Source organism: Tissierella carlieri (assembly GCF_018917285.1).
Taxonomy (GTDB): Bacteria; Bacillota; Clostridia; order Tissierellales; family Tissierellaceae; genus Tissierella; species Tissierella carlieri.
Genome location: NZ_JAHLOH010000042.1, coordinates 202955 through 229485, shown reverse-complemented (window position 1 = coordinate 229485; position 26531 = coordinate 202955). Strand labels below are relative to the sequence as shown.

Below are 26531 nucleotides of genomic sequence, written 5' to 3'. Positions count from 1 at the left end.
ATTAATTTTATAAATAAAAAAGAATTAATATCGAGGAGGATTTTATGAAAAATTGGTTACAAGAAAATAATTGGAAGGAAACAGAAGAGCAAATAAAAAGGGGTAAGGGTGTAGCTATAATACCTATAGGAAGCACAGAACAACACGGCTTGCATTTACCAGTTGGTACAGATACTTATGTAGCCATGACTTTAGCAGAAGCAGCTGCTTTAGAAACTGACGCATTAATCATTCCCCCGCTATGGTTTGGATGGAGTCCACATCATATGGTACTTCCGGGTACAATTACCATCAGAGCAGAGGTATTAGTGGAATATCTATTTGATGTTATAAAGTCGATGTCTGAGCACGGAGTTAAAAAAATTGTACTTTTAAACGGCCATAGAATAGTAAATATAATTTGGATGCAATTAGCAGCTGAAAAGGCACAGAGAGAATTAGATGTTGAAATTAAGATTTTTGACCCTGCATATATGTCAAAGGATATAGTGAAAGAACTTGGTTATGGACCAGTAGGACATGCTGATGAAATAGAAAGCTCTCATATGCTTTATAGATATGAAGAGCTTGTACAGATTGATAAAGCCGTAGATAATCCAATAAGCAAGAAAGATTTATATTCTGTTGACCCTGCATATGAACATGATACTCTATGTTATGTTCCAAGCTCCATAAAAGTAGCAAAAGCTCATGCTGAAAAATCAGGAGGAACTACAGGACAGCCATCAAAATCTTCTAAAGAAAAAGGAAAGATATATCACGATCATCTCGTGAAAAATTTAGTCAAGGTTATTAATCAATTGCAAATTTAATAAAAAATAGGGGGGAATCTTATGAGAAGTATATTAATCACTGGAGCATTAGGTCAAATTGGCTCAGAATTAACAACAGAGCTTAGAAAGATCTATGGAGTAGACAATGTTATAGCTAGTGGAAGAAGGATTAAAGAAGGACATGAGGAATTAATTGAATCAGGAATCTTTGAAATCGTTAATATTAATGATTCTAAACAAATGGGTGAAATCGTAGATAAATATAAGGTGAATACCATAATCAATTTAGCTGCTATTTTATCGGCTGTTGGAGAAAAAGATCCATTATCCTGCTGGGATATAAATATGAATGGATTATACAATATTCTTGAATTAGGCAGGGAGAAAAACCTACAAGTATTTACTCCAAGTTCGATAGCAGCATTTGGTCCATCTACTCCACCAGATAACACGCCACAGGATACAATTCAAAGACCAACTACTATGTATGGAGTAACAAAAGTTGCAGGAGAGCTATTGTGTGATTATTATTTCAACAAATTTGGGGTTGATACCAGAGGGGTTAGATTCCCCGGATTAATATCATATGAAACACTTCCCGGAGGAGGTACAACGGACTATGCAGTTCATATTTATTATGAAGCATTAAAGTATAAGAAGTATACTAGCTTTATTGACAAAGGAACAAAGATGGATATGATGTATATGCCCGATGCATTGGATTCAATAGTAAATCTGATGGAAGCTGACCCGTCTAAATTGAAACATAGAAATGCCTTTAATGTAACAGCTATGAGTTTTGATCCAGAGGAGTTAGCGACTTCTATTAGAAAATTCATACCTGAATTTGAATTAGAATATGATGTTGACCCCATTAGGCAAGGAATTGCAGATTCTTGGCCAAACTCCTTAGATGATACAGCTGCAAGAGAAGAATGGGGATGGAATCCAAAATATAATTTAGAAATGATGACAGAGAATATGCTTGAGAAATTGAAAGTAAAATTAAATATAGAGGATTAGGTTTTTATTGTTTTATGACCCATAAAGAAAATTCTTTATGGGTTTTTTATTTTTTAAGTAAAGGATTATTTTGTTTTATTTTGTTAAATATTATATAATACTTATGAATTTATAGTTATTGAAATGCACCTAACAACAAATATATTGGAGGTGTAGCTAAGGTGATAGATAATATTATGGATTTAAGTCCAGAGATTACAAAACTTATTATAGATCATTTAGATGGTGTTGTTATAACTGATCCACAGGGTCGATATGTATATGTAAATGAAGCTTGGTCTGAAATGATGGGTGGAATTAAGCTTGAAGATATAAAAGGAAAATTTGTTCATGATATTATACCAGATACAAAGATTGACTTTGTTCTTAAATCTAAAGAGGCAGTTACAGGCCATGTTATTATCTCAAAAGGCCCTTCTAAGACAGAGGCATTTTCAACTTATATTCCTATTCTCAAGGATGGTGAATTGGTAGCAGGATTTATACATGTATTTATTAGGGGAATGAAAAGTGCAGTAGATTTTTCATCGAAAGTAAATAGTATGCTAAATCAAATCGAGTACTATCAAGAGGAATTAAGGAAGATTAGAGGAGCAAAATACTCTATAGATAATATTGTTGGAAATAGTCTAGAGATTAGAAAAATGAAAGATATCATAATTAATGCTGCAAGATCAAGCTCTACTGTACTGATTGAAGGAGAGACAGGAACTGGAAAAGAGTTAGTAGCTCATTCCATACATGATCTGAGTATGAGATCCTCAGCTCCTTTTATAAAGGTAAATTGTGCTGCAATACCAAGTAACCTGCTAGAATCTGAATTCTTTGGATATGAAGAAGGAGCTTTTACTGGAGCTAAAAAAGGTGGTAAAGAGGGCAGATTCGAAATGGCCAAAGGAGGAAGTCTATTTTTTGATGAAATAAATCAAATGCCATTGGTATTACAGCCAAAACTTTTGAGAGCTCTACAAGAAAAAGAAATTGAAAGAGTAGGTGGAAAAGAGAGTATTCCTATTGATGTTAGAATTATTGTAGCTTCTAATGTTTCACTAGAAAAAATGGTAAAAGAGAATAAATTTAGAAGTGATTTATTCTATAGACTCAATGTAATAAAGCTAGTTATTCCACCATTAAGAAAACGAAAAGAAGATATTCCGCTTATAGTTGACAATTTGTTAGATAAATTAAACTTTCAACTAGGAATGAGTGTACCTAGTATATCTGATGAGGCTAAGATGAAACTCAAGGAATATGAGTGGCCGGGAAATATAAGAGAACTACAAAATGTAGTGGAAAGAGCCATGAATATGTCTTGGGGAGAGGTTTTAGAATGGAAACATTTTAGTCCTTACTTTGAGAATAAGAAACTTCGAAAGAATCATAAAATAAATATAAATAATGAATTATCAACTAATGATAATGAATTTTTAATTAAAGATATGAAGGATAGACTAGAAAAAGAAACCATAATACAAGCTCTTTCTAAATGTAATAATAATAAGACTCAGACAGCAAATATGCTTGGAATATCTAGAACATTATTATATAAAAAGATGGAAAAATACTCCATAGATAAGAATTGAAGTGTAAACTATGGTTTACGTAAACTTATGTTTACAGATACTGTTGTACCATAATAAATTACAAGATTAAATCTAATATATGTAAACAATTGTTTACATGTGAACGAAAAGAAGTTTGAAATTATATGGGTGAAAGCCTGTAATTTCAAGCTTCTTTTTTATTTTAAATTTGGCATGGTATTTGCACTATTTATATTTGAAAAATAATTATATAAAGGAGGAAAATATGAAAAATGCAGTTATAGTTTCTGCCGTACGAACTCCTGTAGGTAAATGCAGAGGAATACTATCGTCAGTAGAGCCATATAAAATGGGTGCAGCAGTTGTCAAAGAATCAGTAAATAGAGCAGGCATAAATATGGATTTAATAGATGAAGTAATTTTTGGAAATCTAATGGGACACGATGTAAACAATATTGCAAGAATGGTAGCACTTGAAGCTGGCATACCAATGGAAAAACCTGCACTTACAGTTGATAGACAATGTGGAACTTCCCTCAATGCAATTGCACTAGGTGCAATGATGATTCAACTAGGAGAAGCTAAGGTGATTGTAGCAGGCGGAGTTGAAAGCGATTCTCGTAGGCCCTATGTGATGTTAAAACCTGAAGCGGCATATTCCGTAACTCCACCAAGGTTTTCTGAAGGATTGAGACTTGCTCCAGACCATATTGGAAATCCAAATATGGGTATTACAGCAGAAAATCTTGCGGAAAAATATAATTTGAAAAGGGAAGAGCTAGACTTATATTCAGTAAATAGTCATAGAAAAGCCACAGAAGCATTAAAAGTAGGGAAATTTAAGGAACAGATATTACCTATTCAAGTTGATTTAGGTAAAGGAAAAACTATTACAGTTTCTGAGGATGAACCTATTAGAAAAGATGCTAATGTAGAATCTATGTCCAAATTAAAGCCGGTCTTTAAAAAAGATGGAGTAGTTACTGCAGGGAATAGTTCCCCTATGAGTGATGGAGCAGGAGCTGTAGTTATTATGGAGGAAGAATTAGCAAAATCACTTGGTTTAGAGATTTTGGCAAGATACAAGACCTTTACATCTGTAGGTTGTGATCCAAATATTATGGGGATTGGACCAGTACCTGCTACTAAAAAGATTCTTGAGAAAACCAATCTTAAGTTAGAGGATATTGATTTAATTGAATTAAATGAAGCTTTTGCCGCACAGACTTTGGCTTGTGTAAAGGAACTAGGCATTGATGAAGAAAAGCTGAATGTTAATGGAGGAGCTATTGCTCTAGGTCATCCTCTAGCAGGAACGGGAGCTATATTAGTAACTAAAATGGTTTATGAGATGAAAGATAGAGATGCAAAATTAGGGCTAGTAACATTTTGCTGTGGTGGTGGACAAGGAGTAGCTATGCTGCTTGAAAGAGATTAAATAATAAAGAGGAGGATAAAAATGGGAAAAACAATTATTACAGTAGCACCAACAGGTGCGTGGCCAACAAAGAAGGATAATCCAAATGTACCTTTGACACCTAAAGAGATTGCAGAAGATGTTTTTGAATGTTATAAAGCAGGAGCTGCAATTGCTCATCTTCATATGAGAGATGATGAAGGTTTAGGAACTATGGATAAATTAAAATTTGAAGAAACAGTAAGACTTATTAAAGAAAAATGTGATATTGTAATTAACTGCACAACTTCCGGAGATTTAAATGCTACAGATGAGACAAGACAAGCTCATCTAAAAACCATTAGACCTGAAATGGCATCATACGATTGTGGTTCTATGAACTGGCAACATAGTACTGTGTTTCTAAATACACCTTCCTTCTTGGAGGAACTAGGCAAAACAATGCAAGAATATGGAGTTAAGCCAGAAATTGAAATTTTCGATGCAGGTATGATTTACAATGCAGAATATTACGTGAAAAAAGGTATATTAAAGGCACCTTTACATTATCAGTTTGTTTTAGGAGCAGCGGGAGGAACAACTGCAACTGTAGAAAATTTAGTTTATTTGAAAAACTTGATACCTCAAGGCTCTACTTGGTCTGCTTTGGGCATTGGTAGAGGGCATATACCAATTATGTTAGCTACCATAGCCATGGGTGGTCATATAAGGGTAGGCATGGAGGATAATGTAATGTTTGCTAAGGGACAACTAGCAGAATCAAATAAACAATTTGTTGAAAGAGCAGCTAACATAATAATACAAAGTGGTAATGAAGTAGCTACACCAGATGAAGCTAGAGAAATTTTAGGACTAAAAAAGTAAAACTGCAAAAGGAGAATAAAAGATGAGAAAGATTATTGATTTAAGTATTTCAGTTGAAAATAATTTACCTAGTGACCCACCAAAACAGATTCCACAGATAGTATATAATAACCATAAAGACACAGCAGAAGAAATGGCAAGATTCTTCGGGAATGCAACTGTAGATGATTTACCAGGAGGGAATGGATGGGCGATAGAGTATGTAACATTATCAACTCATACAGGAACTCATATTGATGCTCCATATCATTTTTATCCAACTATGAATAGAGGAGAAAGAGCATGGACTATTGATGAAGTGCCTTTAGATTGGTTTTTCGGTCATGGAGTAATAGTAGATTTTAGAGATAAGGCAGATGGATATAAAGTTACAAGTAAAGATTTTATTGAGTATTTTGAGAAGATTGATTATAAATTAAAAAAAGGTGATATTGTCTTAATAATGACTGGTGCACCTAAATACTGGGGAACAGAAAGATTTTTAACTGCTGGATGTGGAATGGGAAAAGAAGCGACTTTGTGGTTAATAGAGCAGGGAGTAAGAGTTATGGGAACTGACGGATGGAGCTGGGATATACCACTGCCATTAACTGGAGAAGAGTTTAACCGTACAGGAGATAGTTCTATTATCTGGGAAGGACATAGAGCTGGCATGGAAGAAGCTTATCTTCATATAGAGAAACTTACTAACCTTGATCAACTTCCAATAACTGGCTCTGAAATAATTTGTCTTCCAATTAAAATCAAGGATGCAAGTGCAGGATGGATTAGAGCTGTTGGAATAATAGAAGAATAAAAACTGATAATTAAACATTAATGATATGAACTACAAATAAAACATAAAGGTGGTAGAAAAAATGAATGTGCAAATTATCTTCAGTATTTTCCTTATTGTATTTGCAGCAATAATGGTTGGAGCTGGAGTATATAGCAAGAAGTGGGTATCTGACACTTCTGACTATATACTAGCAGGAAGAGAAGTAAGTTTATTAATAAATATTATGGGGGTAGCAGCTATAGGCTTTGCTGGTACAACAGTATCCTTAGCTCCAGGATATTCTATTCTATATGGAATCAAAGGATCACTTATATGGGGAATTATATATTCTGCATTAGGTCTTATATTTTATGGACTAGTATTCTCAAAATTTATTAGAATAAATGGAGCTCAAACACTTCCAGAATACCTAGAAATGAGATATAGCGGCAAAGTAAGAAATGTAGTTGCTGCAGGTACTATTATAGGGTTATGCGGTATATTAGCTAATAATATAATGTCTGTAGTTGGAATAGTTTCTGGATTCGTAGGTTGGCCACAAGGAGTTGTCCTTGCAATAGTTTTTGCTATAATTTTAATATTTACCTATATTAGTGGATTGTGGGCGGCTACAATAACAGACTTTTTCCAAGTATCTGTTGGTATTATAGCAATTCCTTTATTTTTAACAATGACTATTCAAAAATATGGAGGAATTGATTTTCTACAATCAAACTGGGGAGGAGCAAGTGTATTCACAGAAGGAATTACAGGTGGAAGTATGGGAATTACTTCATTTAAATATCCAAGTGCACTAACCTTTGTTTTACTTTTCGGAGCTGCCTTAGTTTGGGGAAACAACTATTATTGGATGAAAATTGCTTCCTGTAGAAGTGAAAAGGTAGCAAAGAAATCATTTGCCATAGCTGGAGTATTATTAATAGTAGTATTTATGATTCCTCTTGCATTCATAGGTGCATATGCTGGAGCGGTAACTCCAGAATCATTTACACTTGGTGGTGGAACAAATCTGCCTACCGCAGCATATGGAGTATTTGCTAGCTTATTCCCACCAATTGTATCATCTTTCTTTATCATAGGTTCTGTAGCTGCATCTATCTCTACAGCATCTACAGCTGCAATAGGAGCATCATCAACAGCTACTAGAGATATTTATCAAAGAATGATTAATCCTAAAGCAGATGCTAAAACAACATTAAAAGCAAGTAAGATAATAATGTTATTGGTAGGAATATTAACATGGGCATTATGTTACTTCCCAGGAGGCCCAACTTATTTATTCGCCTTTGCCAATGCTTGGCTAGTACCACCTGCAGTATTGCTTTGTTTTGGAGCTATTTGGCCTAAATTTAACTCAGATGGAGCATTATGGGGGGTTTTAGCAGGAATGATATCAATGGCAGTTTTAACATTGACTGAATTACTAGGAATATTTACCGTTGGAAAATGGACTCATTTGGCAATTGTTGGATTTGCAGTAACAGTTATAGTAGGTCTTTTAGCTAATGGATCTAAATCTTCTAAATACTATGCTCAACCAGATTGGAAAGTTAAAGTAAAAGAAGGTAAAAGAGAAAAAGTTACATTAGATAAAATTGATATACAAGTATTAGAACTAATAAAAAACGGACATATATATATGGCAGATATAACAGATGCATTAGGTGTAGATTCTAAGACATCAAATATCTCAATTGAAAAACTGGACCGTGGAGGTTATATTGAGAGAGCTGGTTTAATAGGTAGTAAGTTTTATGAGTTCTATGTAACGGAAAAAGCAAATCAAGTATTATCAACCTTGGTGGGGAAAGAAGCAGAAATGAATCAGGAAGGGTTGAATTCGACTTATGTTGGATTGCTAAAAATTGCAAAGGAAGCTCCTCAAAATGTAAATAAATACGTGAAAGATCAACAATGGAAATCATTAAAAGTATCAAGCGTAACCAGCCATTTAACAAGACAAGGATATATATTAGAAAAAGGTTTATTTAAGAGAAAAATTTATGTAACACAAAAAGGTATAGAAGCAGTTAAGAAATATTCCTAATAAAACAAAAAAGGTTTCTATTGAGATATTAACACATCAGGGAAGCCTTTTTGAAATCTATATAAATTAAGTTGCAATTAAATAAAATTAGGAAAAAAGAGCTTTCTTCTGGGATTAGAAAAAAAAGAAACCTATATAGAGTTTTCTATATAGGTTTTTCTATTTTTTGGGTAAGATATAAATATAATTATCGATTCACAGTTCACAATTCACAATTACTGGGGTCTAGCTATTGGGTCTTTATTGACGACCTGCGGTCGCTTTTATAATTGTGCATTGTGCATTGTGAATTGTGAATTGGAGAAGTGAATTGAATGAAAGGATTGATCTAATGGGTAAAATTTTAGGGGCTTATTTATTTCCACATCCACCTATTATTATTCCAGAAATAGGAAAGGGAGAAGAGAAGAAGATACAAAAAACAATGGAAGGTGTTAAAGCCTTAAGTATAGATATAAAAGAAAAATCTCCATCTACTATAATAATTATTACACCTCACGGACCATTATTTAGTGATGCAATATCAATATCGATAGAAAAGGATTTATCCGGAAATTTTGGAAATTTTGGTCATAGTGAATTAAAGTTTAAATTTGAAAATAATCTATCATTAGTAAAGAAAATAATCAACAACAGCTTAGAAGCAGAGATAATGGTAGCAGGAGTAGACGAAAGCTTTGCTAAAAGGTATAAGGTGGAAAGGGAACTAGATCATGGGGCCTTAGTACCTTTATATTTTGTGGATAAAGAATATGAGAATTATAAACTTATCCACATTACCTACGGAATTTTATCTCCAAAAGAATTATATAAATTTGGAAGGGCAATACAATCTGCAATAATAGATTCAGATGAAGAAGTTGTAGTAATCGCATCTGGAGATTTATCTCATAGACTTTCAAATGATGGTCCCTATACTTATTCTCCAAAGGGAAAAATATTTGATGAGAAAATTATAGATATATTAAAAGAAAACAGATTAGAGGATATTGTTACATTTGACTTAGAATTAGCTGAAGCAGCAGGAGAATGCGGATTAAGGTCATTGATGATAGCCACAGGAATTGTAGATGGATATAAATTAAAGTCAGAGATTATGTCCTATGAAGGTCCTTTTGGTGTAGGCTATTGCACAGCAAAAGCTGATATATTAGGAGAGATTTTTGGCAATCCCTTGGAAGGAAAAAATCTCCTAGATATAATAGAAGAAAAGAAAAGGACTAAAATCAACGAGGCTAGGGAAAAAGAAAGTCTATATGTTAAATTAGCTAGAAAAAGTTTAGAACATTATGTAAAGTATAGGCAATATATAGATGTCCCAGATGGACTGCCTGAAGAGTTTTTAAACATGCAAAAAGCAGTGTTTGTATCTCTAAAAAAAGATGATATGCTAAGAGGCTGTATAGGTACTATTGAGCCAACAGAACAAAATATATCATTGGAGATAATAAAAAATGCAGTATCAGCAGGGATGAAGGATCAGAGGTTTGATAGGGTAACAGAATATGAATTAGAAGATATAATATATTCTGTAGATGTATTGTCGGAGCCAGAGCCTATTAAAACTAAGGAGGAACTAGATGTAAAGAAATATGGAATAATAGTTTCTCATGGATATAAAAAAGGTCTTTTACTTCCTAATTTAGAAGGTGTAGATACTGTAGACGAACAGCTAGATATAGCTTTAAGAAAAGCTAATATTATGCCAGATGAGAATTATACCATGGAGAGGTTTGAAGTGGTGAGATACAACTGAAACAAATTCACAGTTCACAATGCACAATGCACAATAAAAACAGTGACCGTAGGTCGGAAAAAAATACTTCATAGCTAGACACCAACAATTGTGAACTGTGAATTGTGCATTCAAGAAAAGGTGGTGAAGATCATGAAAGAAGCTATGTATTATAAAAAAGGTGATAACAAAGATGTATATTGCGTCCTCTGTCCTCATTATTGTAAGATTAGGGACGGAAATGCAGGTAAATGTAAAGTAAGAAAGAATATAGATGGAACCCTCTATACCTTAAATTATGGAAAGGTAACTTCTTATTCTTATGATCCAATAGAGAAAAAGCCGTTATATCATTTTTACCCTGGAACTAGTATATTTTCAGTTGGCAGTTTCGGATGTAATTTAGGATGTGATTTTTGTCAAAATTGGGAGATAGTGTACGAGGAATCTTTGATGATGGACATATCTGAGGATGACATAATTACACTGTCTAAGGCAAAGGATTCCATTGGTATAGCTTATACTTATAATGAACCCAGTATCTGGTTTGAATACGTTTTAGACATATCTAAGAAAATAAAAGAAGAAAGCTTCAAAAATGTAATGGTCACAAATGGATATATAAATGAAGAACCTTTAAGGGAGCTTCTGCCTTATGTGGATGCCATGAACATAGACTTAAAGTCTATAGAAGATTCTTTTTATAAATCTATATGTAAAGGAAGTATAGACCCTGTTATAAGGACAATTGAGATAGCTTCTAAAGACGTTCATGTTGAAGTGACTACCATGTTAATTGATGGAGAAAATGCTTCTTTTGATGAAATAAGGAGATTAGCCCAAAGAATTGCAGAGGTAGATTCTTCTATACCTCTCCATCTAAGTAGATATTTCCCAGCATATAAAATGAAACTTCCATCAACTAATATTGAAACCTTGATTCAAGCTAAAAATATAGCTAAGAAATTTTTAGATTATGTATATATAGGTAATGTTTGGGGTGTCGATAATAATAGCTATTGCCCCAAATGTTACAACAAACTAGTAGATAGACATTTAAATGGGGAGATAGTTGGAGTAGAAAATGGAAAATGCAAAAAATGCCAGTACACATTAAATTTTAAATATTAATACTTACCCCTTGCCAAGCACGAAATAAATTATTAAGAATAAAATATAGTATTAGGGCAATAATCGTAATGGGAAATAAAGGTAAGGGGTGAGATATATGTATTGCAAAATATGTGGTAACGATAGAGTAATAACAAATTTACTTGGGCAAAGCATTTGCAAAGAATGTATAGATGAAATTACAAGGACATCTGTATTTGATGAAACATATGATTTGTATAAAAATCTCATTAGAATCTTATTAGGATATTACATATCTGAAAAGCACCAACTAAACCCTGTAAATTAATACAGGGTTTTTTAAATTTATGGTTTATATATTTGTAAAAGTGATATATAATAAGTAAGAAAATTTATTTTGATTAGGAGGATGATGGTTGGGAATGAAAACTCCCGTATTTGATGCGCTAAAAAGATTGATGGAAGAGGATAGTGTTTTTTTTCATATGCCTGGACATAAAGGCAAAAATACACTAATTAATTGGGGTGACTATATACCTTTTATAGACACAACAGAAACAGAAGGCATGGACAATTTGCTAGACCCAAGGGGCATCATCCAAGAGAGCCAAGAACTAGCAGCTAAGGTCTTCGGTGCAAAATATACCCAATATGCAGTAAATGGTTCAACTGGAAGTATATATATAGCATTAGCTACAATAACGAAGCCAGGAGATAAAATACTAGTTCAAAGAAACTGTCATAAGGCAGTATATAATGCAATGATACTCAACAGACTAAATCCAATCTACATGTATCCAAACTATAATGAGGAATACCATGTAATGACGGGTTTAGATCCAAAGGATATAGATGATATTTTAACTGAAGATGATGAGATCAAAGCAGTAGTCATAACATATCCAAATTATTATGGGGTATGTTCTGATTTAGAAACAATAGCAAAGATAGTTCATAAGCATAATAGAATATTAATGGTGGACGAGGCACATGGACCTCATATGACCTTCTCAGAGAGACTTCCTAAGCCAGCCTTAGAATGTGGTGCAGATATAGTAATTCATAGCACACATAAAACTATGGCCAGCTTTACTCAGACATCAATGATTCACGTAGGTACTGATAGAGTGGATTTAAATAAGCTTAGGGATAGATTTCAACTGTATACAACCACTTCACCTTCATATTTATTCACTGCATCAAATGAAATAGCAACAGCTTATATGGACTCAATGGAGGCAAGGAAAAAATTAGAATGGAATATAGATAAATGTGAAGAAACTATAAAAAGACTTAATGCTATAGATAGGGTATTCGTATTTACTGGAGATGAAAATGACAAAACCATATTTGCAAAGGATAATACAAAGATATTGTTTAGAATAGATGGGATGAAAGGTTCTCAAGTAAAGAAGCAATTATATGCAAAATACAATATAAGATTAGAAATGACAGATTATTACTATGCTTTAGCTCTTACATCTTTTATGAATGAAGAAGAGGATTATGAAAGATTAATAGCTGCTGTGGAAGATCTGGCAAAGACAGCCCCATATGATGATATAACACCAGTTAGTATCAAATTACCAACACCAGAAGTTATAATGCCTATATATGAGGCTTATCACGGCAACAAAAAACAAAGAGAGCTAAAATATAGTATAGGTAAAATATCTGCCACTGCTATTATTCCGTATCCACCAGGAGTACCGTTAGTAGTACCTGGGGAAGAAATAACTCAAGAACTGTATGAGCAAATTACTTTCTTAATGGAAAACGGTATAGAAATAGTAGGATTAATGGGCTATAATAAAGATAGACTAGTTGTAGTGGAATAAGAAAGGAAGATATTTGGTGAGAGGACTTTTTATAGCTTTAGAGGGACCGGATGGTTCAGGGAAATCAACGATAATAAAACTAATAGGGAATTATTTAAAAGATAAAGGCATAGAATTTGTAATGACTAGAGAACCCGGAGGGACTTTAATAGGCGAAGAAATCCGCCATATTGTCTTAGATGAAAAAAACACTGGTATAAGTGATGAAACAGAAGCACTGCTTTATGCAGCAGCAAGAGGACAGCATGTCCACGAGAAAATATTGCCTTCTTTAAAAGAAGGAAAATTGGTTTTATGTGAGAGATTTGTTTTATCCAGTTTAGCCTATCAAGGAGTAGGAAGAGGGTTAGGCATAGAAAAGGTTAAAGCTATAAATGATTTTGCAATTAGAGGAGTGTATCCAGATTTAATCCTTTTCTTTCATGTTGATCCAGAAGTTACTTTAGAGAGAAAAACTGGGAATCAAGGTGGAGATAGGCTGGAACAGGAAGGCAATGATTTTCATAGGACTGTTTATGAAGGCTATATGGAACTTTTAAAATTGTACCCAAAGAACATAAAAGTTATAGATGCTACTAAATCAATAGAAGAAGTTCTTGAGCAAAGTATTAAGGAAGTGGAGGACTTACTAACTAAGAAAAGGGAGTGATTGTATGAAACTCATAATATGTATAGTTCAGGATCAAGATGCAGGAGCTTTAATTGATGATTTAACAGAAAAGGAATTTAGAGTCACAAAATTGTCATCAACTGGCGGATTTTTAAAGTCAGGGAATACTACGCTTTTAATAGGGGTAGATGAGGAAGAAGTATCTTCTGTAATAAAGGTAATAGAGGAAAATTGTAAAACTAGGGAGCTTACAACATCCCTTCTTACAGTGACTATGCCAGGAGATACCTATATACCATTCCCATTGGAAGTAAAAGTTGGGGGCGCAACAGTATTTATACTTGATGTAGACAAACATATTAAAATATAAGGAGTGAGTTCTTTGAAACTTATTATCGCTATAATTCAAGATGAATATATTACAAAAGTTATAAAAGCTTTAATGGAAAATAAAATAAGAACCACAAAGCTTTCCTCAACAGGTGGTTTTCTCAAATCTGGAAATACTACACTTTTCATAGGTGTGGAAGATAATAAAGTAGATGAGGTAGTAGAATTAATAAGAAAAGAATGTGTTAGCAAAAAAGTAAAATCAGGAAATGATGAAATAACTGTTGGAGGCGCTAATCTATTTGTAATGGATATAGATAAATATATGAAGATATAGAGTTGAGGGATATAAATGGATTTTAATAAGATTCTAGGACATGAAAAGCAAATAGAGGCTTTAAAAAACTCCATAAGGAATAAAAGTATTAGCCATTGCTATTTATTTGAAGGGGAAAAAGGCTTAGGGAAAAGAAATTTGGCCCTAGCCTTTTCTAAAACACTTCTTTGTAGAGAAGGACAGGCTGAACCATGTAATAAATGTAGTTCTTGTATTAAATTTGATAGTGAAAATCATCCGGATTTTAAAATTTTGTCTCCTGAAAAGGGAATAATAAAAAAATTTGAAATAGAGAAACTAATTAATTCCATGGCAACGTCCCCATTTGAGAGTAAAAGAAAAGTATTCATTATTGATGATTGTGATATGATGAGACTAGAGAGTCAAAATGCTTTACTTAAAACATTAGAAGAACCCCCAGAATATATTAATATAATTTTAGTTACTTCCAGTAGTAGTAAATTACTTCCAACAATATTATCTAGATGTCAAATAGTCAAATTTTATCCACTGGATATTTCTAAGATAATAGATTTGTTAATGAGAGACTATGGAATTGATGAGAATAGGGCTAAATTTATTGCAGGTATTACAAAGGGGTCTGTGGAGAAATCTATAGAATTAGCTGAATCAAATAGCTTTTTTGATAAAAGAGAGGAAATCATAAAGATAATAGATGGTCTGTTAAAGGGTGATAAAACAAAAGCTCTTACTTCTATGGACTTTTTTAATGAAAATAAGGAAAATATTGAGGAAATATTAGATATTATTCTTTATTGGTTTAGGGATTTGCTTATTTATAAAGAAATAGGAAACACTGGCCTTTTAATAAATAAAGATAAGATTGAGATATTATCCAAGGAATCCTTTATAGATTTAAATAGAATTAATGATATAATATATAAAGTAGAAGATACTAAGATAAATATTAAAAGGAATGTGAACTTTAGTTTATCCATAGAAACTATGCTTCTCAGTATATAGGAGGAATTAATTATAATGGTAACAGTAGTGGGAGTGAGATTTAAGAAAGCAGGAAAAATTTATTATTTCGACCCTGATGATATAGATGTAAAATTTAATGATTTTGTCGTAGTTGAAACAGCTAGAGGAATAGAATTTGGCCATGTAGTAGTGGGACCAAAGGAAGTTACAGAGAGTGAAATAGTAGCTCCCCTAAAAAAAGTTATTAGGGTAGCTTTAGATGAAGACTTTGATATTCATAGAGAAAATAAAAGAAAAGCCAATGAAGCAATATCCATATGTCAACAAAAGGTAGAAGAACATGGATTATCTATGAAATTAGTCGATGTGGAATATACCTTTGACAATAATAAAGTAATATTTTATTTTACTGCTGATGGCCGGGTGGATTTTAGAGAGTTAGTAAAGGATTTAGCTGCTATATTTAAAACCAGAATTGAGCTTAGACAAATAGGAGTAAGAGATGAAGCTAAGATGGTAGGTGGCATAGGACCTTGTGGAAAGGTAGTATGCTGTGGGCAATTCTTAGGTGAATTTGAGCCAGTATCTATAAAAATGGCTAAGGAGCAATCTTTATCTTTAAATCCAACTAAAATATCTGGACTTTGTGGAAGACTCATGTGTTGTCTAAAATATGAACATGATGTATACGAGGAATTATTGGCTAAAATGCCACAAGTAGGAGCTATAGTTATTACCCCAGAGGGAAGAGGAACTGTTGTTGAGACATTTACTCTGCTTGAAAAGGTAAAAGTAAAGGTAAGATTAAAAGATAATACAGATGACTTATTATACTTCCAAGTTAAGGAGATAGAAGATACGGGAGAAGTAGATTCAGCATATGAGAAGGTAATGGAGCTAGTACAGGAAGTTATAGACGTGGAGGAAATAGATATTAAAAGTTTAGAAGATTAGGTAAAAGTTAAATAAATTTAAAATCTCTTTTAATATTGAGCGAAATCTGTTAAAATTAAATCGTATTAACATACAAGCATAACAAGGGGGTGAAACAATTGGCATATAAGATTCATGATGATTGTATTGCATGTGGCGCTTGCCAAGCGGAATGTCCAGTTGACGCTATATCTGCAGGAGATATCTATGTTATAGACCCTGAAAAATGTATTGACTGTGGTGCATGTGCTAACGTTTGTCCAGTAGACGCACCTAAGCCAGAATAGTACTTAGAAAAAAGACCCTTAAGGGTCTTTTTTATTAAAAGAGATATAAAATTATATGTTTATATAACTTTATGTTCCATTAGAGGAAATTAAAGGAGAATTCTATGTTAAGAGATGATGAGAGAATAGATATAATTCCGGGGTCTGATTTTAAAATAATACAAAATAAAAATAAATTTTCTTACGGTACTGATGCTATATTCCTATCCCACTTTGCAAAATCTAAGGGAAAAGTAGTAGATTTAGGAACTGGTACGGGAATTATACCTTTGAGGCTATATGCAAAGGACAAAGTGGATATAATCTATGGTGTAGAAATTCAAGAAGAAGTAGCAGACATGGCAAAAAGATCCATAGAATTAAATAATTTAGAAGAAAAGATTATTATCCTAAATATGGATTTAAAGGAGTTACCAGAAAAATTTGGCAGGAATACAATAGATACTATTACCACAAATCCCCCATATATGAAAGCAGGAGGAGCATTAGTAAATCCTGAGGAGAATTTTGCCATATCCCGCCACGAAATAGCTTGTACTCTTGAGGATATAATTAAAGTTAGCGAATATCTATTAAAGCCATTAGGAAAATTTTATATGGTTCATAGGCCAGATAGATTGGTAGATATAATTTATAGCCTTAGAAAATATAAATTGGAGCCAAAATACATAAGATTTGTTCAGCCAAAATCAACTAAAAAACCTAATTTAGTATTAATTGAAGCAGTAAAGACAGGTAAACCTGATTTGAAATTTTATGATCCATTGATAGTGTATAATGAAGATGGATCTTATACAGATGAAATAAGTATAATTTATGGTGGCCCTTCTAGGTAGCCTGTCAAGGACCGGAGATGCACTAAAATCGTACTTATTGGAAGGAGAAATAAGATGGAAAGAGGAGTTCTATATATATGCCCTACTCCCATTGGAAATCTTGAGGATATTACCCTTAGGACCATAAGGATATTAGGAGAAGTAGATTTGATTGCCGCTGAGGATACTAGACATACTATTAAGCTGCTGAACCATTATGATATTAAAAAGCCTTTAACATCATATCATGAGCATAATATAAAGGAAAAAGGAACTGAGTTAATAGAAAAATTAAGTTCTGGCCAAAATATTGCATTAGTATCAGATGCTGGAATGCCAGGTATATCTGATCCTGGTCAAGAACTTATAAGACAAGCAATTGATGAAGGAATAGAAGTAATTGCATTGCCAGGAGCTACAGCCTCTATTACTGCTCTAGTTATTTCAGGATTATCAACGGAGAAGTTTATTTTTGAAGGTTTTTTATCTTCTAAAAAGGGAGAAAGAAAAAAAGAACTTGATAAGATTAAGGAATATACGAAAACAACGATTATTTATGAAGCGCCTCATAGATTAATGAATTTGCTGGAGGATATGGAAGAAGTATTAGGAGATAGACAAATTTCTATTTCTAGGGAATTGACAAAAAAGTATGAAGAAACTTTTCGTGGTACAGCGTCACAAGCATTAGAGAAGTTTAAAGACTCAGGAGTAAAAGGTGAATTCGTTATAATAGTTGATGGAAATCATGAAGTAAAAGAAGTTGAAGAAATAGATATAGGTCAATTGTTAAGGCAATTTATAGAAGAAGGACTTACTAAAAAAGAAGCAGTAAAAAAAGTATCAGAAGAATACAATGTACCGAAGAACCTTGTATATAAAGAAAGCATTAGAATCAGTGAAAAGTTATAAAACCAGTTAATAGTTAAAAGTGAAGGGTGAATAGTTTTAAGTAAAGATTAGGGTCTTTTTAACTATTCACTATTAGTTATTCACTATTCACTAAACAAAGGGGTGATTGCCATTTATACTATACATAATGAATTAAAAGAAAAGATATCTAATTTAAACAGTTTAATACAAGACAAATATAAGGAAGTATTGTCTTTAGATAAAAATATATTAAGAGAATTTATAAAGGAGCATGTAGGTTCTATTAAATCAATGAAAAAATTAGAAAACAATCATTTAGCTCTATATGAAGCCAAAGGTGGTATTGTTGGAGTGGATGGTTCTACAAATAGGATGGGCGGAGCTTATCCTCATTTTGTAGATGTCTTTCAAGGTTTAGCCAAATCAACTATAATTAAAGACAAGCCTATATTTAAATCAGATATATATACTCCATTATTTTCTGAAAGAGAAGAAAATATATTGGAAGAAGATGAAAAAATAATAGTAGATAAGAGGAATAAGCTGTTAGCTAGTATAGAGGTAGAAGTTGCTCTTGAAGCTGCTAAGAGATTTAAGCCCTATGCAATTCTTATGGATGGTTCACTTATTAGATATAATATAGATTCCTATGATTTGTGGGTAGAATTAAGGGAAGAATGTGAAAGACAGGGTATCCTTTTAGTTGGGGTTATCAAAGACATAAAAACTTCTATCATAGGAGATAAGCTAGGAGAGGTATATCCTAAAATGAACATAAATGCCTATGATAGGGAGTTATTATTTGGGCAATTAGAGTATGGTGAGATGATAATTATAGATGACGAAGCTAACAAGAAGAAGGAAGCGGGATATTCTTCTGTATTTATGAGGTCCTCATTAGCCCCTACGGTTATAGGAATGGATATTATAGATAGTCAGAAAGACTATTTAGAGGAGATGGGAAGGCTAGTTTTCACTTTAACTCCAGAAAATAGCAGAGGAGTACCTCTATGGCTGGATATAGTAGATAAAGAGGTCAAAATATCTGATGCTATGATAAAGGGACTTATGGAAAGGTATATGGACAGAGATTTGTATGAAAGGTTTTTTATATCAGAAAGAGCGAAGAGAAACTAAAGACAATGCACAGTTCACAGTTCACAATTCACAATTAGAAGATAAAACCAAGACCCTTCGATTCTCTCAGGGTGACAGCCATTCTGAGCGTAGCGAAGAATCTAAGGTTCTCAATTGTGAATTGTGCATCGTGCATTGTGAATTGAATAAGATTCGAAAACAGTAGGTACATTTTTAGATAAGAAGTGTCAATTAATTATAAGAGGTGAGAGGCAGATGAAAGTAGTGGGTATTACAACTCAACAGGAAGTATTTATAGGTTCCAAAACCAGAAATTTTAGAATAAATGAGTTTTTAATAATAGAAGATCCATATCAAGGAGATTTAATGGGAGAAGTTGTAGAGGCAAAGACTTTCAACAGATATATACCTTTAAATATAGCAGGAGATTTTGTAGACTCTTCTGTATTAGAGTCCCTAAGAACATTAGGTTATAATATTGATGAAGAAACCATTTATATAGCCAAAGTAAGACTTTTAAATGAAGCTTTATATCCAGTACAAACTGGATCAGATATTAGATTGCCGGAATTTTATGAAGTAAAGGATTTAATGATAAGGACTAAAAAAGAAGATGGATTAGTTTTAGGAGTTATTAGAAATACAGATGATATGGCTTTGGGTATGGATGAGGAATATAAAAATCTTCTATATACCTTTGAAGAAAAAGGGCTATGTCCTCAAAGAGAAATTCCATATATATTAGATATAAAATCTATGCATCATTATCCTCATATCGGTGTGTTCGGAGGTTCAGGTTCAGGTAAATCCTTTGGTCTTAGGGTATTATTAGAAGAATTGATGAAACAAAACATTCCTACTATAGTATTAGATCCTCATTTTGAAATGGACTTTAGCCATGTAGCCCCTTATTTAGAAGGAAATATAATAAGTTTTGAAGATAAGTTCAAATGTCTACAAGTAGGCTATCATGTAGGAGTAAAATTTGAAGATTTAGCAGCCTCAGATTTAAAGAATTTATTAGATGCTGCTTCAAACCTTACAGATGCTATGAATAATGTAGTAGATGTATTATTTAAAAAGAGAGATTCTTATCATAGTTTTTACACTAGGTTACAAATGCTAACAGAGGCTCAAGAGGAAGGTTCCATTGACAGAATAGATAATAGAATTAATTATGCAGATTCAGAAGAAGAGAGAAAGGCATGGGAAAGAAGAAAGGAAACCTATCTTAAATACGATAAAAATTGTCCATATAATTCCGTAAAGGGAATAATGTGGAGATTAAAGAGGTTAGATAATGAAGGAGTATTCTCAAAGGATATACGAGAAATAGAAGAGGGGCTTCAAAGAGGAAAACTAATGGTTATTCAGGGAAATACTAGGATACTTCAGGTATTTAGTACCTATCTATTAAACAATCTTTATCACAAGAGAAGAGACTATAAAGATGCTTTGTATAAGAAGACTCATGCTGAGTATTTTCCACCATTTATAGTAGTTACAGATGAAGCTCATAACTTTGCGCCAAAGGGTTATGATTCTCCATCTAAATCCATATTAAAGGAAATATCTCAAGAAGGTAGAAAATACGGTGCATTTCTAATTTTAGCAACTCAGAGGCCTACATTATTAGATGAAACCATTACAGCACAGTTAAATACCAAATTTATATTTAGAACTGTTAGAGCATCAGATATACAAACTATAAAGGAAGAAACTGACCTTACAATGGAAGAAACTAGGAGATTACCATACCTAAGGACAGGTGATGTATTTATTTCATCTGCTTCTATGGGGAGAACTATATTCGCAAGAATAAGAGCTGCTATAAGTTCTAGCCCTCATACAGAGAATCCATTTGATGAATTAAAAGGCAAAGAAAAAGAAGATGATGATAAATTTATGAAAATTATATCTGGAAAATTTCCTATAAATGATACTGAACTAATTCATATCATTGGAGAAATAGAAAAAGAAGCGGGCATTACAATGACTATAGAATCATTAGAAGGCAGATTAAAGCAAATGGTGGAAAAGGGGCATCTAAAAAGAGAAGAAACCATATTTGGATATAGATATAAAGAAATATAGGGATTACTGATAAATTTAAAATATAGTATTATAAAAAAAGCTTCTATTAAAGTATAAAGACATTAATGAAGCTTTTTTGCCACTGCATAAGCAACTCGGACGAAATCAAAGATTTCGCAAATCTGCTTAAAACTCATAAAGATCAATTTCCTTATATAAGAATATTGAAGTAGGATTTTCCTCTTCGTTATAAAAATATTGTTTGTCTTACAAACAATATTTTTTAATATTTAGAAAAAACTGTCTATTAAGAAGAGTAATGGGAAATTATGGGTATAGATATATTATGTCAAAATAAACATATGTCTATAATAAACTGTCGAGGTGGGGGATATGAAAATTATACAAAGGAAATTTTATTTGTTTGGTATATTGCTGACCTTCATTGTTGCTATAGGATTGGTAATTCAATATGGATATCTGAATAATGTTATAACTAAGGATAAAGAGCTAAATATGGAAAAATCTATAGAACATCTAGGTTATCAAATAAATAGTAATTTAAAATATCATAGCCAATATACCGTTGCAGCTTCGGAGTTTATAGCTACAGGAGAATGGTCAGATAAGGAAGTAGTAGAATATTTTAAAAGACTTGTAGAAAATAATACCACCATAAGATCTATTTACCTCGGTGATATAAATAATAAATTAATAAATAGTGATAATTGGAAACCGCCAAAAGACTACGACATAAAAATAAGACCATGGTACATAAAAGCAATTGAAGAAAATAAACTTGTGATTTCTGATGTGTATATAGATGCACTTGAGAATAAACTCATAACCACCATATCAAGACCTATATATAATAAAAATGGAGAATTATTAGGCGTTGTAGCCTCTGATATCAGTATGGAAGAGATTATAAAGATAGTGGAAGATACGAAAATCAAAGATCTAGGCTATTCTTTTCTAATTGATAATGCAGGAAATATACTAGCCCATCCTAAATATAAATACGAATTTGATTCTGAATTAATAAATATTAATTCAATAAGCCGTGGAATTCATGAAAAACTTAAAGAAACTAAGACTGGAAAAATAGAAGTAGAATTAGACGGTGTTCTAGGATATTTATCATATCAACCTGTAGAAAAGACGGACTGGATTATTGGAAATTTTATGTCCCTAGAAGAATTTAGAGGCAATAATAGTGATATCTGGAGAATACTTTTGATTGCTCTAGCAATATCTATGATTATTTTTATCTCTTTTACTTATTTGCAAAAGGTAAATTTTCTAATGCCTGTATATAAATTAGATAAGGATATTAGAAATATCAATATTGAAGGAAATATTGGATATAGAATACCAATGGAGAAAAATGACCCCTTTATTGATTTAAGAAAATCAATTAATTTTATATTAAATAAGACCCACGAATTCTTACAGCAGCATGAGCAGGATACTGAAGAAATAGTAGCTCAAAATGAAGAGTTAGAAGCTTCCTATGGGCAGCTAGCAGCAATGGAGGAAGAGATAAGAGATCAGTATGAAAAGCTTGTTAAATCTGAAAAAGATTTAAAGCAAGCATTGGAAAAAAATAAAGCGATTATAGAAGTCTTACCAGATATATTATTTGTAATCAATAGAGAAGGAATATTTGTTGAAGTTGAAGTAGCAGATAGTCAGGAACTATATATAGAAAAAGAAGATTTTATAGGGAAAAAGATTAAAGACCTATTTTCAACTGAAATAACAGAGATTTCTATGAAAAAAATAAAAAATGTATTAGAAAATGATGTCATGGAAACTTTTGAATATAGTCTGGAGGTTCCAAAAGGCATGGAAAATTATGAAATTAGAATAGTAAAACTTAATGAGGATGAAGTAGTATCAGTAACTAGAAATATAACAGATAAGAAGAAAATGGAAGATAAATTAATAAGATTATCTTATAAAGATCAATTAACAGGATTATATAATAGAAGATTTTTTGAAGAAGAACTTAGGAGGTTAGACGTTCCTAGAAATTTACCTATTACAATTGTAATGGCAGATGTAAATGGATTAAAGCTTATAAATGACTCCTTTGGACATAAGGCAGGAGACGAATTATTGAAAGATATTGCAAATATAATGAAAAAAGGCTGTAGAGAAGATGATATAATCGCAAGAATAAGTGGGGATGAGTTCGTTATTATTCTACCTCAGACCAATGAAAGAGAAGCAGAAGCTATTATAGGAAGATTAAAGGCATTAAGTGCAGATGAAAAGTTCTCAAATGACAAATTATCAAATATGGAATTATCTGTATCTTTTGGCTTGGGAACTAAATGCACTGTAGATACTGACATGTCAGAGATATTAAAAAAGGCTGAAGATAATATGTATACTCACAAATTATTTGAAGGTCCTAGTATGAGAAGTAAGACCATAGATACTATAATGACAGCATTATACGAAAAAAACAAAAGAGAAGAAGAACATTCCAAAAGAGTAGCAATGATTTCTCAACAATTAGGTAGTATTCTAGGTATGAAGGAAGAAAAATTAAAAGAACTTGAAAATGTTGGATTGCTTCATGATATAGGGAAGATTGCAATTAATGAAGCTATTCTAGACAAGCCAGGATATCTTTCTGATGAAGAATGGGAAGATATGAAGAAACACCCTGAGATTGGATATAGAATACTTAGTACAGTAAATGAGATGTCTCAAATAGCTGAGTATACATTGGCTCATCATGAAAGATATGATGGTAGAGGCTATCCTAGAGGATTGAAAGGAGAAGAAATTCCCTTAGTATCAAGAATTATAGCTATAGCTGACTCATATGATGCAATGGCAAGTGATAGATCTTATAGAAAAGCTTTATCAAATGAGGAAATAATAAAAGAGTTTATAAGAAATGCTGGAACACAATTTGATCCTCAGCTGGCAAGGATCTTCGTAGAGCAAGTTCTGAAATCTAAATGGATAGAAGATTAAAAAGATTAGATTCCTTTCTGGAATCTAATCTTTTATAAGAAACTTTTTTTATTTTAATACATATACTTTAACTTTTCTTCTTCCAAATCTATTAACTTCACTAGAAGTTTCGAAGAACAAATCGATTTTATTTCCTTTGATTGCTCCTCCTGTGTCCTCTGCTATAGCGAAACCATAATCTTTAGATCCATCAAGGCTCTGAACATAGAGTTTCGTGCCTAATGGGATTACCCTAGGGTCAACAGCAACTACGCCAGGTCTAGCCTTTGTACCTAAGGCTGTGAGACCATAATATTTATCTCCTGGATTTTTACCAGTACTTTCAAATGATGCGTCATAGGCAGTGGCTGTCATAGTTATAGCTTTTCTATAGCTAGTATTACCTCTAGATGTAACAATTAAATCCTTAGTCCCTTTTTCTACAACTTCAGAAATAGGTTCGGTAACTATCTCTTCCTTTACCAACTCTATTGAATGTAGTTTACCATTGATAAATTCCTTTTTAAAATGAGACTTTTTAAGCCCATCCTTACCATTTTGAACAACTTTGGATGTTCCAATATCCATTTTGTTATTTTTATTTACCATCTTATTAAAAGGAATAATATCCTCAACGGTTTCAACCACCTCCTCGACTTTAAATAGTTCGATATTTCCTCCATCTGAAACTGTAGCGTCTAACTTGGGAGAAGTAAAGTCCTTATCCCCTAATACAATTCCTTGTTCATCTAATACTTCACTTACTGTTCTGTAAAAAGATTTTACTTCGTATTCTCCTCCAGCAAATGAAATAGTATATGACTTAGGATTTTTTATAATGATATTCATATTGTCTTTAAGTTCTGTGTCTAAGTCCATATTAATATAAGCATCTTTATTGAATGGAATGGATTCTTTCTCAAGTAATTCTTCCAAAGTTCTAGCAGTTGAAGCTATTTCTATAACTTCATTTTCTAGTTGTAAGGTAATATTATTAATACTACCCTGGTACATATAAAACCCTAAAGATACAGTTACTGCTATAGCGAGGGCAGCCAAGACTATAAACTTCCAAGTCTTATTGACTGTATGATTTTCCATAATATACCTCCTATAATTTAACTATTCTTGTATTGTAATCAAAAACTTATTGTTTGTCAAATTTTTGATATAATACACATAATATTCTGGTGGTTGTACAATGTTTCTTTATATATGAATATCATATACAAAAACTGGAAAATTATTCATAAAAAATGAGAATTGTTATTTTATAGTGGATAAAAAGGTCAATTATATTAATAAAGTTTATATAAGAGTGAGGCTTATTTATACTTATTATTGTAGTTTTATGTTGTAACTAAGATATATTAATGGTAGAATCAAATTATAATTTAGGGAATTTACCAATATTATGATGAATTTCAAAAAAATATGCATCCGGGGGGATAATATTGAATATAGAAATAATAGAACAAACGATTGAGAAATTAGATTCCGTAGTTTCTTGTAAAATTATTTCAGAGGATAATAATTTTGAAGAAATTCATATAGTTTCAAATAGGAATAGATCTGCCAAACAGTTAGTTAGGGATATCCAATCTATTCTAATAGCTACATATAATATTCAAGTAGATCATAAGAAAATAAGTATAGCAGAAATACAAGATGATAGTCTTAAGAAAATTGAAAACAGGCTTAAGATAATGTCAATATCCCATGATAATAATGGGCAAAAGGCTATGGTGAAAGTATCCTTGGACAACCATAAGGATATTTTTGAGAATTCAAGGATAGGAATAAATACTAGTACAAATATTGATAGAATGTTAGTAGATGTTACATTAAAGACTGTGGAAGATGCTTATGGTTATGAGGAAACCTTTATATTAGAAGATATAAAAACTGTCAACATCTCCACGGATGAAGTAGTGATAGTTGTTATTACTTGTATCAGCGAAGGTTTGGAGCAAAAATTTTGCGGTTCTTGTTTAATAAAAAGTGATTATAAGGAGGCAGTTGTAAAAGCTACCTTAGATGCTCTAAATCGTTTTACATCAAGGTAGGTATCAATGCCGGCTAATAAATTTCTCATTAACAAAAATAGCGAAGCGAATATGGCGTGTTGTAATAGCGAATCAACATAGTATCCTAAAAAGGGGGCTATATTCGATGAAAAGAATAT

General features: G+C 32.3%; 24 protein-coding genes. 23 read left to right on the top strand and 1 reads right to left on the bottom strand.

Features of this window, described 5'->3' with window-relative positions; all coding sequences use genetic code 11:
* Window positions 1-44: 44 nt before the first annotated feature.
* From KQI38_RS14315 to KQI38_RS14210, 22 genes are all read left to right on the top strand, one after another.
* Window positions 45-812, top strand: a complete 768-nt coding sequence (locus KQI38_RS14315) for a creatininase family protein (RefSeq protein ID WP_216560621.1) — start codon at window positions 45-47, stop codon at window positions 810-812.
* Window positions 813-833: 21 nt separating this feature from the next.
* The gene (locus KQI38_RS14310) at window positions 834-1796 is read left to right on the top strand and encodes an L-threonine 3-dehydrogenase (RefSeq protein WP_216560619.1); all 963 of its coding nucleotides are present in this window, start codon (window positions 834-836) and stop codon (window positions 1794-1796) included.
* 161 nt (window positions 1797-1957) lie between these two features.
* Window positions 1958-3379 (top strand): sigma-54 interaction domain-containing protein, encoded by a 1422-nt coding sequence (locus tag KQI38_RS14305; RefSeq protein ID WP_216560617.1) that lies wholly within the window; start codon window positions 1958-1960, stop codon window positions 3377-3379.
* A 226-nt stretch (window positions 3380-3605) separates the two neighbouring features.
* Complete coding sequence (locus KQI38_RS14300) at window positions 3606-4778, top strand: thiolase family protein (protein ID WP_216560615.1); 1173 nt, start codon at window positions 3606-3608, stop codon at window positions 4776-4778.
* A gap of 21 nt (window positions 4779-4799) precedes the next feature.
* Window positions 4800-5621, top strand: coding sequence for a beta-keto acid cleavage family enzyme (locus KQI38_RS14295; RefSeq protein WP_216560613.1), 822 nt, complete (start codon window positions 4800-4802; stop codon window positions 5619-5621).
* A 22-nt stretch (window positions 5622-5643) separates the two neighbouring features.
* Window positions 5644-6417, top strand: coding sequence for a cyclase family protein (locus KQI38_RS14290; RefSeq protein WP_216560726.1), 774 nt, complete (start codon window positions 5644-5646; stop codon window positions 6415-6417).
* Window positions 6418-6478: 61 nt separating this feature from the next.
* On the top strand, window positions 6479-8446 hold the full coding sequence (locus tag KQI38_RS14285) for a sodium:solute symporter family transporter (protein WP_216560611.1): 1968 nt from the start codon (window positions 6479-6481) through the stop codon (window positions 8444-8446).
* 310 nt (window positions 8447-8756) lie between these two features.
* Window positions 8757-10202: an AmmeMemoRadiSam system protein A gene (gene amrA, locus KQI38_RS14280; RefSeq protein ID WP_246565853.1), complete on the top strand. Its 1446-nt coding sequence runs from the start codon at window positions 8757-8759 to the stop codon at window positions 10200-10202.
* A 132-nt stretch (window positions 10203-10334) separates the two neighbouring features.
* Complete coding sequence (gene amrS / locus KQI38_RS14275; RefSeq protein ID WP_216560609.1) at window positions 10335-11312, top strand: AmmeMemoRadiSam system radical SAM enzyme; 978 nt, start codon at window positions 10335-10337, stop codon at window positions 11310-11312.
* Window positions 11313-11409: 97 nt separating this feature from the next.
* The gene (locus KQI38_RS14270; protein WP_094900368.1) at window positions 11410-11601 is read left to right on the top strand and encodes a sigma factor G inhibitor Gin; all 192 of its coding nucleotides are present in this window, start codon (window positions 11410-11412) and stop codon (window positions 11599-11601) included.
* A gap of 94 nt (window positions 11602-11695) precedes the next feature.
* Window positions 11696-13111: an aminotransferase class I/II-fold pyridoxal phosphate-dependent enzyme gene (locus tag KQI38_RS14265; protein WP_094900435.1), complete on the top strand. Its 1416-nt coding sequence runs from the start codon at window positions 11696-11698 to the stop codon at window positions 13109-13111.
* A gap of 16 nt (window positions 13112-13127) precedes the next feature.
* Window positions 13128-13760 (top strand): dTMP kinase, encoded by a 633-nt coding sequence (gene tmk / locus KQI38_RS14260; RefSeq protein WP_216560607.1) that lies wholly within the window; start codon window positions 13128-13130, stop codon window positions 13758-13760.
* Between the two features lie 4 nt (window positions 13761-13764).
* The gene (locus KQI38_RS14255) at window positions 13765-14091 is read left to right on the top strand and encodes a cyclic-di-AMP receptor (RefSeq protein WP_216560605.1); all 327 of its coding nucleotides are present in this window, start codon (window positions 13765-13767) and stop codon (window positions 14089-14091) included.
* A 3-nt stretch (window positions 14092-14094) separates the two neighbouring features.
* Window positions 14095-14388 (top strand): cyclic-di-AMP receptor, encoded by a 294-nt coding sequence (locus KQI38_RS14250; RefSeq protein WP_235601265.1) that lies wholly within the window; start codon window positions 14095-14097, stop codon window positions 14386-14388.
* 15 nt (window positions 14389-14403) lie between these two features.
* Window positions 14404-15372 (top strand): DNA polymerase III subunit delta', encoded by a 969-nt coding sequence (holB, locus tag KQI38_RS14245; protein WP_216560603.1) that lies wholly within the window; start codon window positions 14404-14406, stop codon window positions 15370-15372.
* A gap of 15 nt (window positions 15373-15387) precedes the next feature.
* Window positions 15388-16287: a PSP1 domain-containing protein gene (locus KQI38_RS14240; protein ID WP_216560601.1), complete on the top strand. Its 900-nt coding sequence runs from the start codon at window positions 15388-15390 to the stop codon at window positions 16285-16287.
* 98 nt (window positions 16288-16385) lie between these two features.
* Window positions 16386-16553: a DUF362 domain-containing protein gene (locus KQI38_RS14235; RefSeq protein ID WP_094900372.1), complete on the top strand. Its 168-nt coding sequence runs from the start codon at window positions 16386-16388 to the stop codon at window positions 16551-16553.
* 104 nt (window positions 16554-16657) lie between these two features.
* Window positions 16658-17389 (top strand): tRNA1(Val) (adenine(37)-N6)-methyltransferase, encoded by a 732-nt coding sequence (locus KQI38_RS14230; protein WP_216560599.1) that lies wholly within the window; start codon window positions 16658-16660, stop codon window positions 17387-17389.
* A gap of 54 nt (window positions 17390-17443) precedes the next feature.
* Window positions 17444-18280, top strand: a complete 837-nt coding sequence (gene rsmI, locus KQI38_RS14225) for a 16S rRNA (cytidine(1402)-2'-O)-methyltransferase (RefSeq protein ID WP_216560597.1) — start codon at window positions 17444-17446, stop codon at window positions 18278-18280.
* Between the two features lie 102 nt (window positions 18281-18382).
* Window positions 18383-19378, top strand: coding sequence for a DNA double-strand break repair nuclease NurA (locus KQI38_RS14220; protein WP_338114476.1), 996 nt, complete (start codon window positions 18383-18385; stop codon window positions 19376-19378).
* 216 nt (window positions 19379-19594) lie between these two features.
* Window positions 19595-21433, top strand: a complete 1839-nt coding sequence (locus KQI38_RS14215) for an ATP-binding protein (RefSeq protein ID WP_216560595.1) — start codon at window positions 19595-19597, stop codon at window positions 21431-21433.
* Between the two features lie 333 nt (window positions 21434-21766).
* Window positions 21767-24367 (top strand): HD domain-containing phosphohydrolase, encoded by a 2601-nt coding sequence (locus KQI38_RS14210; RefSeq protein ID WP_216560593.1) that lies wholly within the window; start codon window positions 21767-21769, stop codon window positions 24365-24367.
* Window positions 24368-24415: 48 nt separating this feature from the next.
* On the opposite strand, the gene KQI38_RS14205 is transcribed toward KQI38_RS14210, so the two are convergent.
* A complete protein-coding gene (locus KQI38_RS14205) occupies window positions 24416-25447 on the bottom strand; it encodes a 3D domain-containing protein (RefSeq protein ID WP_216560591.1) in 1032 nt (343 codons plus the stop codon).
* A 353-nt stretch (window positions 25448-25800) separates the two neighbouring features.
* On the opposite strand from KQI38_RS14205, the gene KQI38_RS14200 reads away from it, so the two are divergent.
* Window positions 25801-26412: a hypothetical protein gene (locus KQI38_RS14200; protein ID WP_216560589.1), complete on the top strand. Its 612-nt coding sequence runs from the start codon at window positions 25801-25803 to the stop codon at window positions 26410-26412.
* Window positions 26413-26531: the final 119 nt, after the last annotated feature.

Bases quoted from the DNA above. Each gene is read 5' to 3' on its own strand.
- KQI38_RS14215 (WP_216560595.1), top strand. From the start codon at position 19,595: ATGAAAGTAGTGGGTATTACAACTCAACAGGAAGTATTTATAGGTTCC.
- KQI38_RS14210 (WP_216560593.1), top strand. From the start codon at position 21,767: ATGAAAATTATACAAAGGAAATTTTATTTGTTTGGTATATTGCTGACC.
- KQI38_RS14300 (WP_216560615.1), top strand. From the start codon at position 3,606: ATGAAAAATGCAGTTATAGTTTCTGCCGTACGAACTCCTGTAGGTAAA.
- KQI38_RS14255 (WP_216560605.1), top strand. From the start codon at position 13,765: ATGAAACTCATAATATGTATAGTTCAGGATCAAGATGCAGGAGCTTTA.
- rsmI (WP_216560597.1), top strand. From the start codon at position 17,444: ATGGAAAGAGGAGTTCTATATATATGCCCTACTCCCATTGGAAATCTT.
- KQI38_RS14310 (WP_216560619.1), top strand. From the start codon at position 834: ATGAGAAGTATATTAATCACTGGAGCATTAGGTCAAATTGGCTCAGAA.
- KQI38_RS14205 (WP_216560591.1), bottom strand. From the start codon at position 25,447: ATGGAAAATCATACAGTCAATAAGACTTGGAAGTTTATAGTCTTGGCT.
- KQI38_RS14270 (WP_094900368.1), top strand. From the start codon at position 11,410: ATGTATTGCAAAATATGTGGTAACGATAGAGTAATAACAAATTTACTT.
- KQI38_RS14230 (WP_216560599.1), top strand. From the start codon at position 16,658: ATGTTAAGAGATGATGAGAGAATAGATATAATTCCGGGGTCTGATTTT.
- KQI38_RS14240 (WP_216560601.1), top strand. From the start codon at position 15,388: ATGGTAACAGTAGTGGGAGTGAGATTTAAGAAAGCAGGAAAAATTTAT.
- KQI38_RS14285 (WP_216560611.1), top strand. From the start codon at position 6,479: ATGAATGTGCAAATTATCTTCAGTATTTTCCTTATTGTATTTGCAGCA.
- KQI38_RS14290 (WP_216560726.1), top strand. From the start codon at position 5,644: ATGAGAAAGATTATTGATTTAAGTATTTCAGTTGAAAATAATTTACCT.
- KQI38_RS14295 (WP_216560613.1), top strand. From the start codon at position 4,800: ATGGGAAAAACAATTATTACAGTAGCACCAACAGGTGCGTGGCCAACA.
- KQI38_RS14315 (WP_216560621.1), top strand. From the start codon at position 45: ATGAAAAATTGGTTACAAGAAAATAATTGGAAGGAAACAGAAGAGCAA.
- holB (WP_216560603.1), top strand. From the start codon at position 14,404: ATGGATTTTAATAAGATTCTAGGACATGAAAAGCAAATAGAGGCTTTA.
- KQI38_RS14265 (WP_094900435.1), top strand. From the start codon at position 11,696: ATGAAAACTCCCGTATTTGATGCGCTAAAAAGATTGATGGAAGAGGAT.
- amrS (WP_216560609.1), top strand. From the start codon at position 10,335: ATGAAAGAAGCTATGTATTATAAAAAAGGTGATAACAAAGATGTATAT.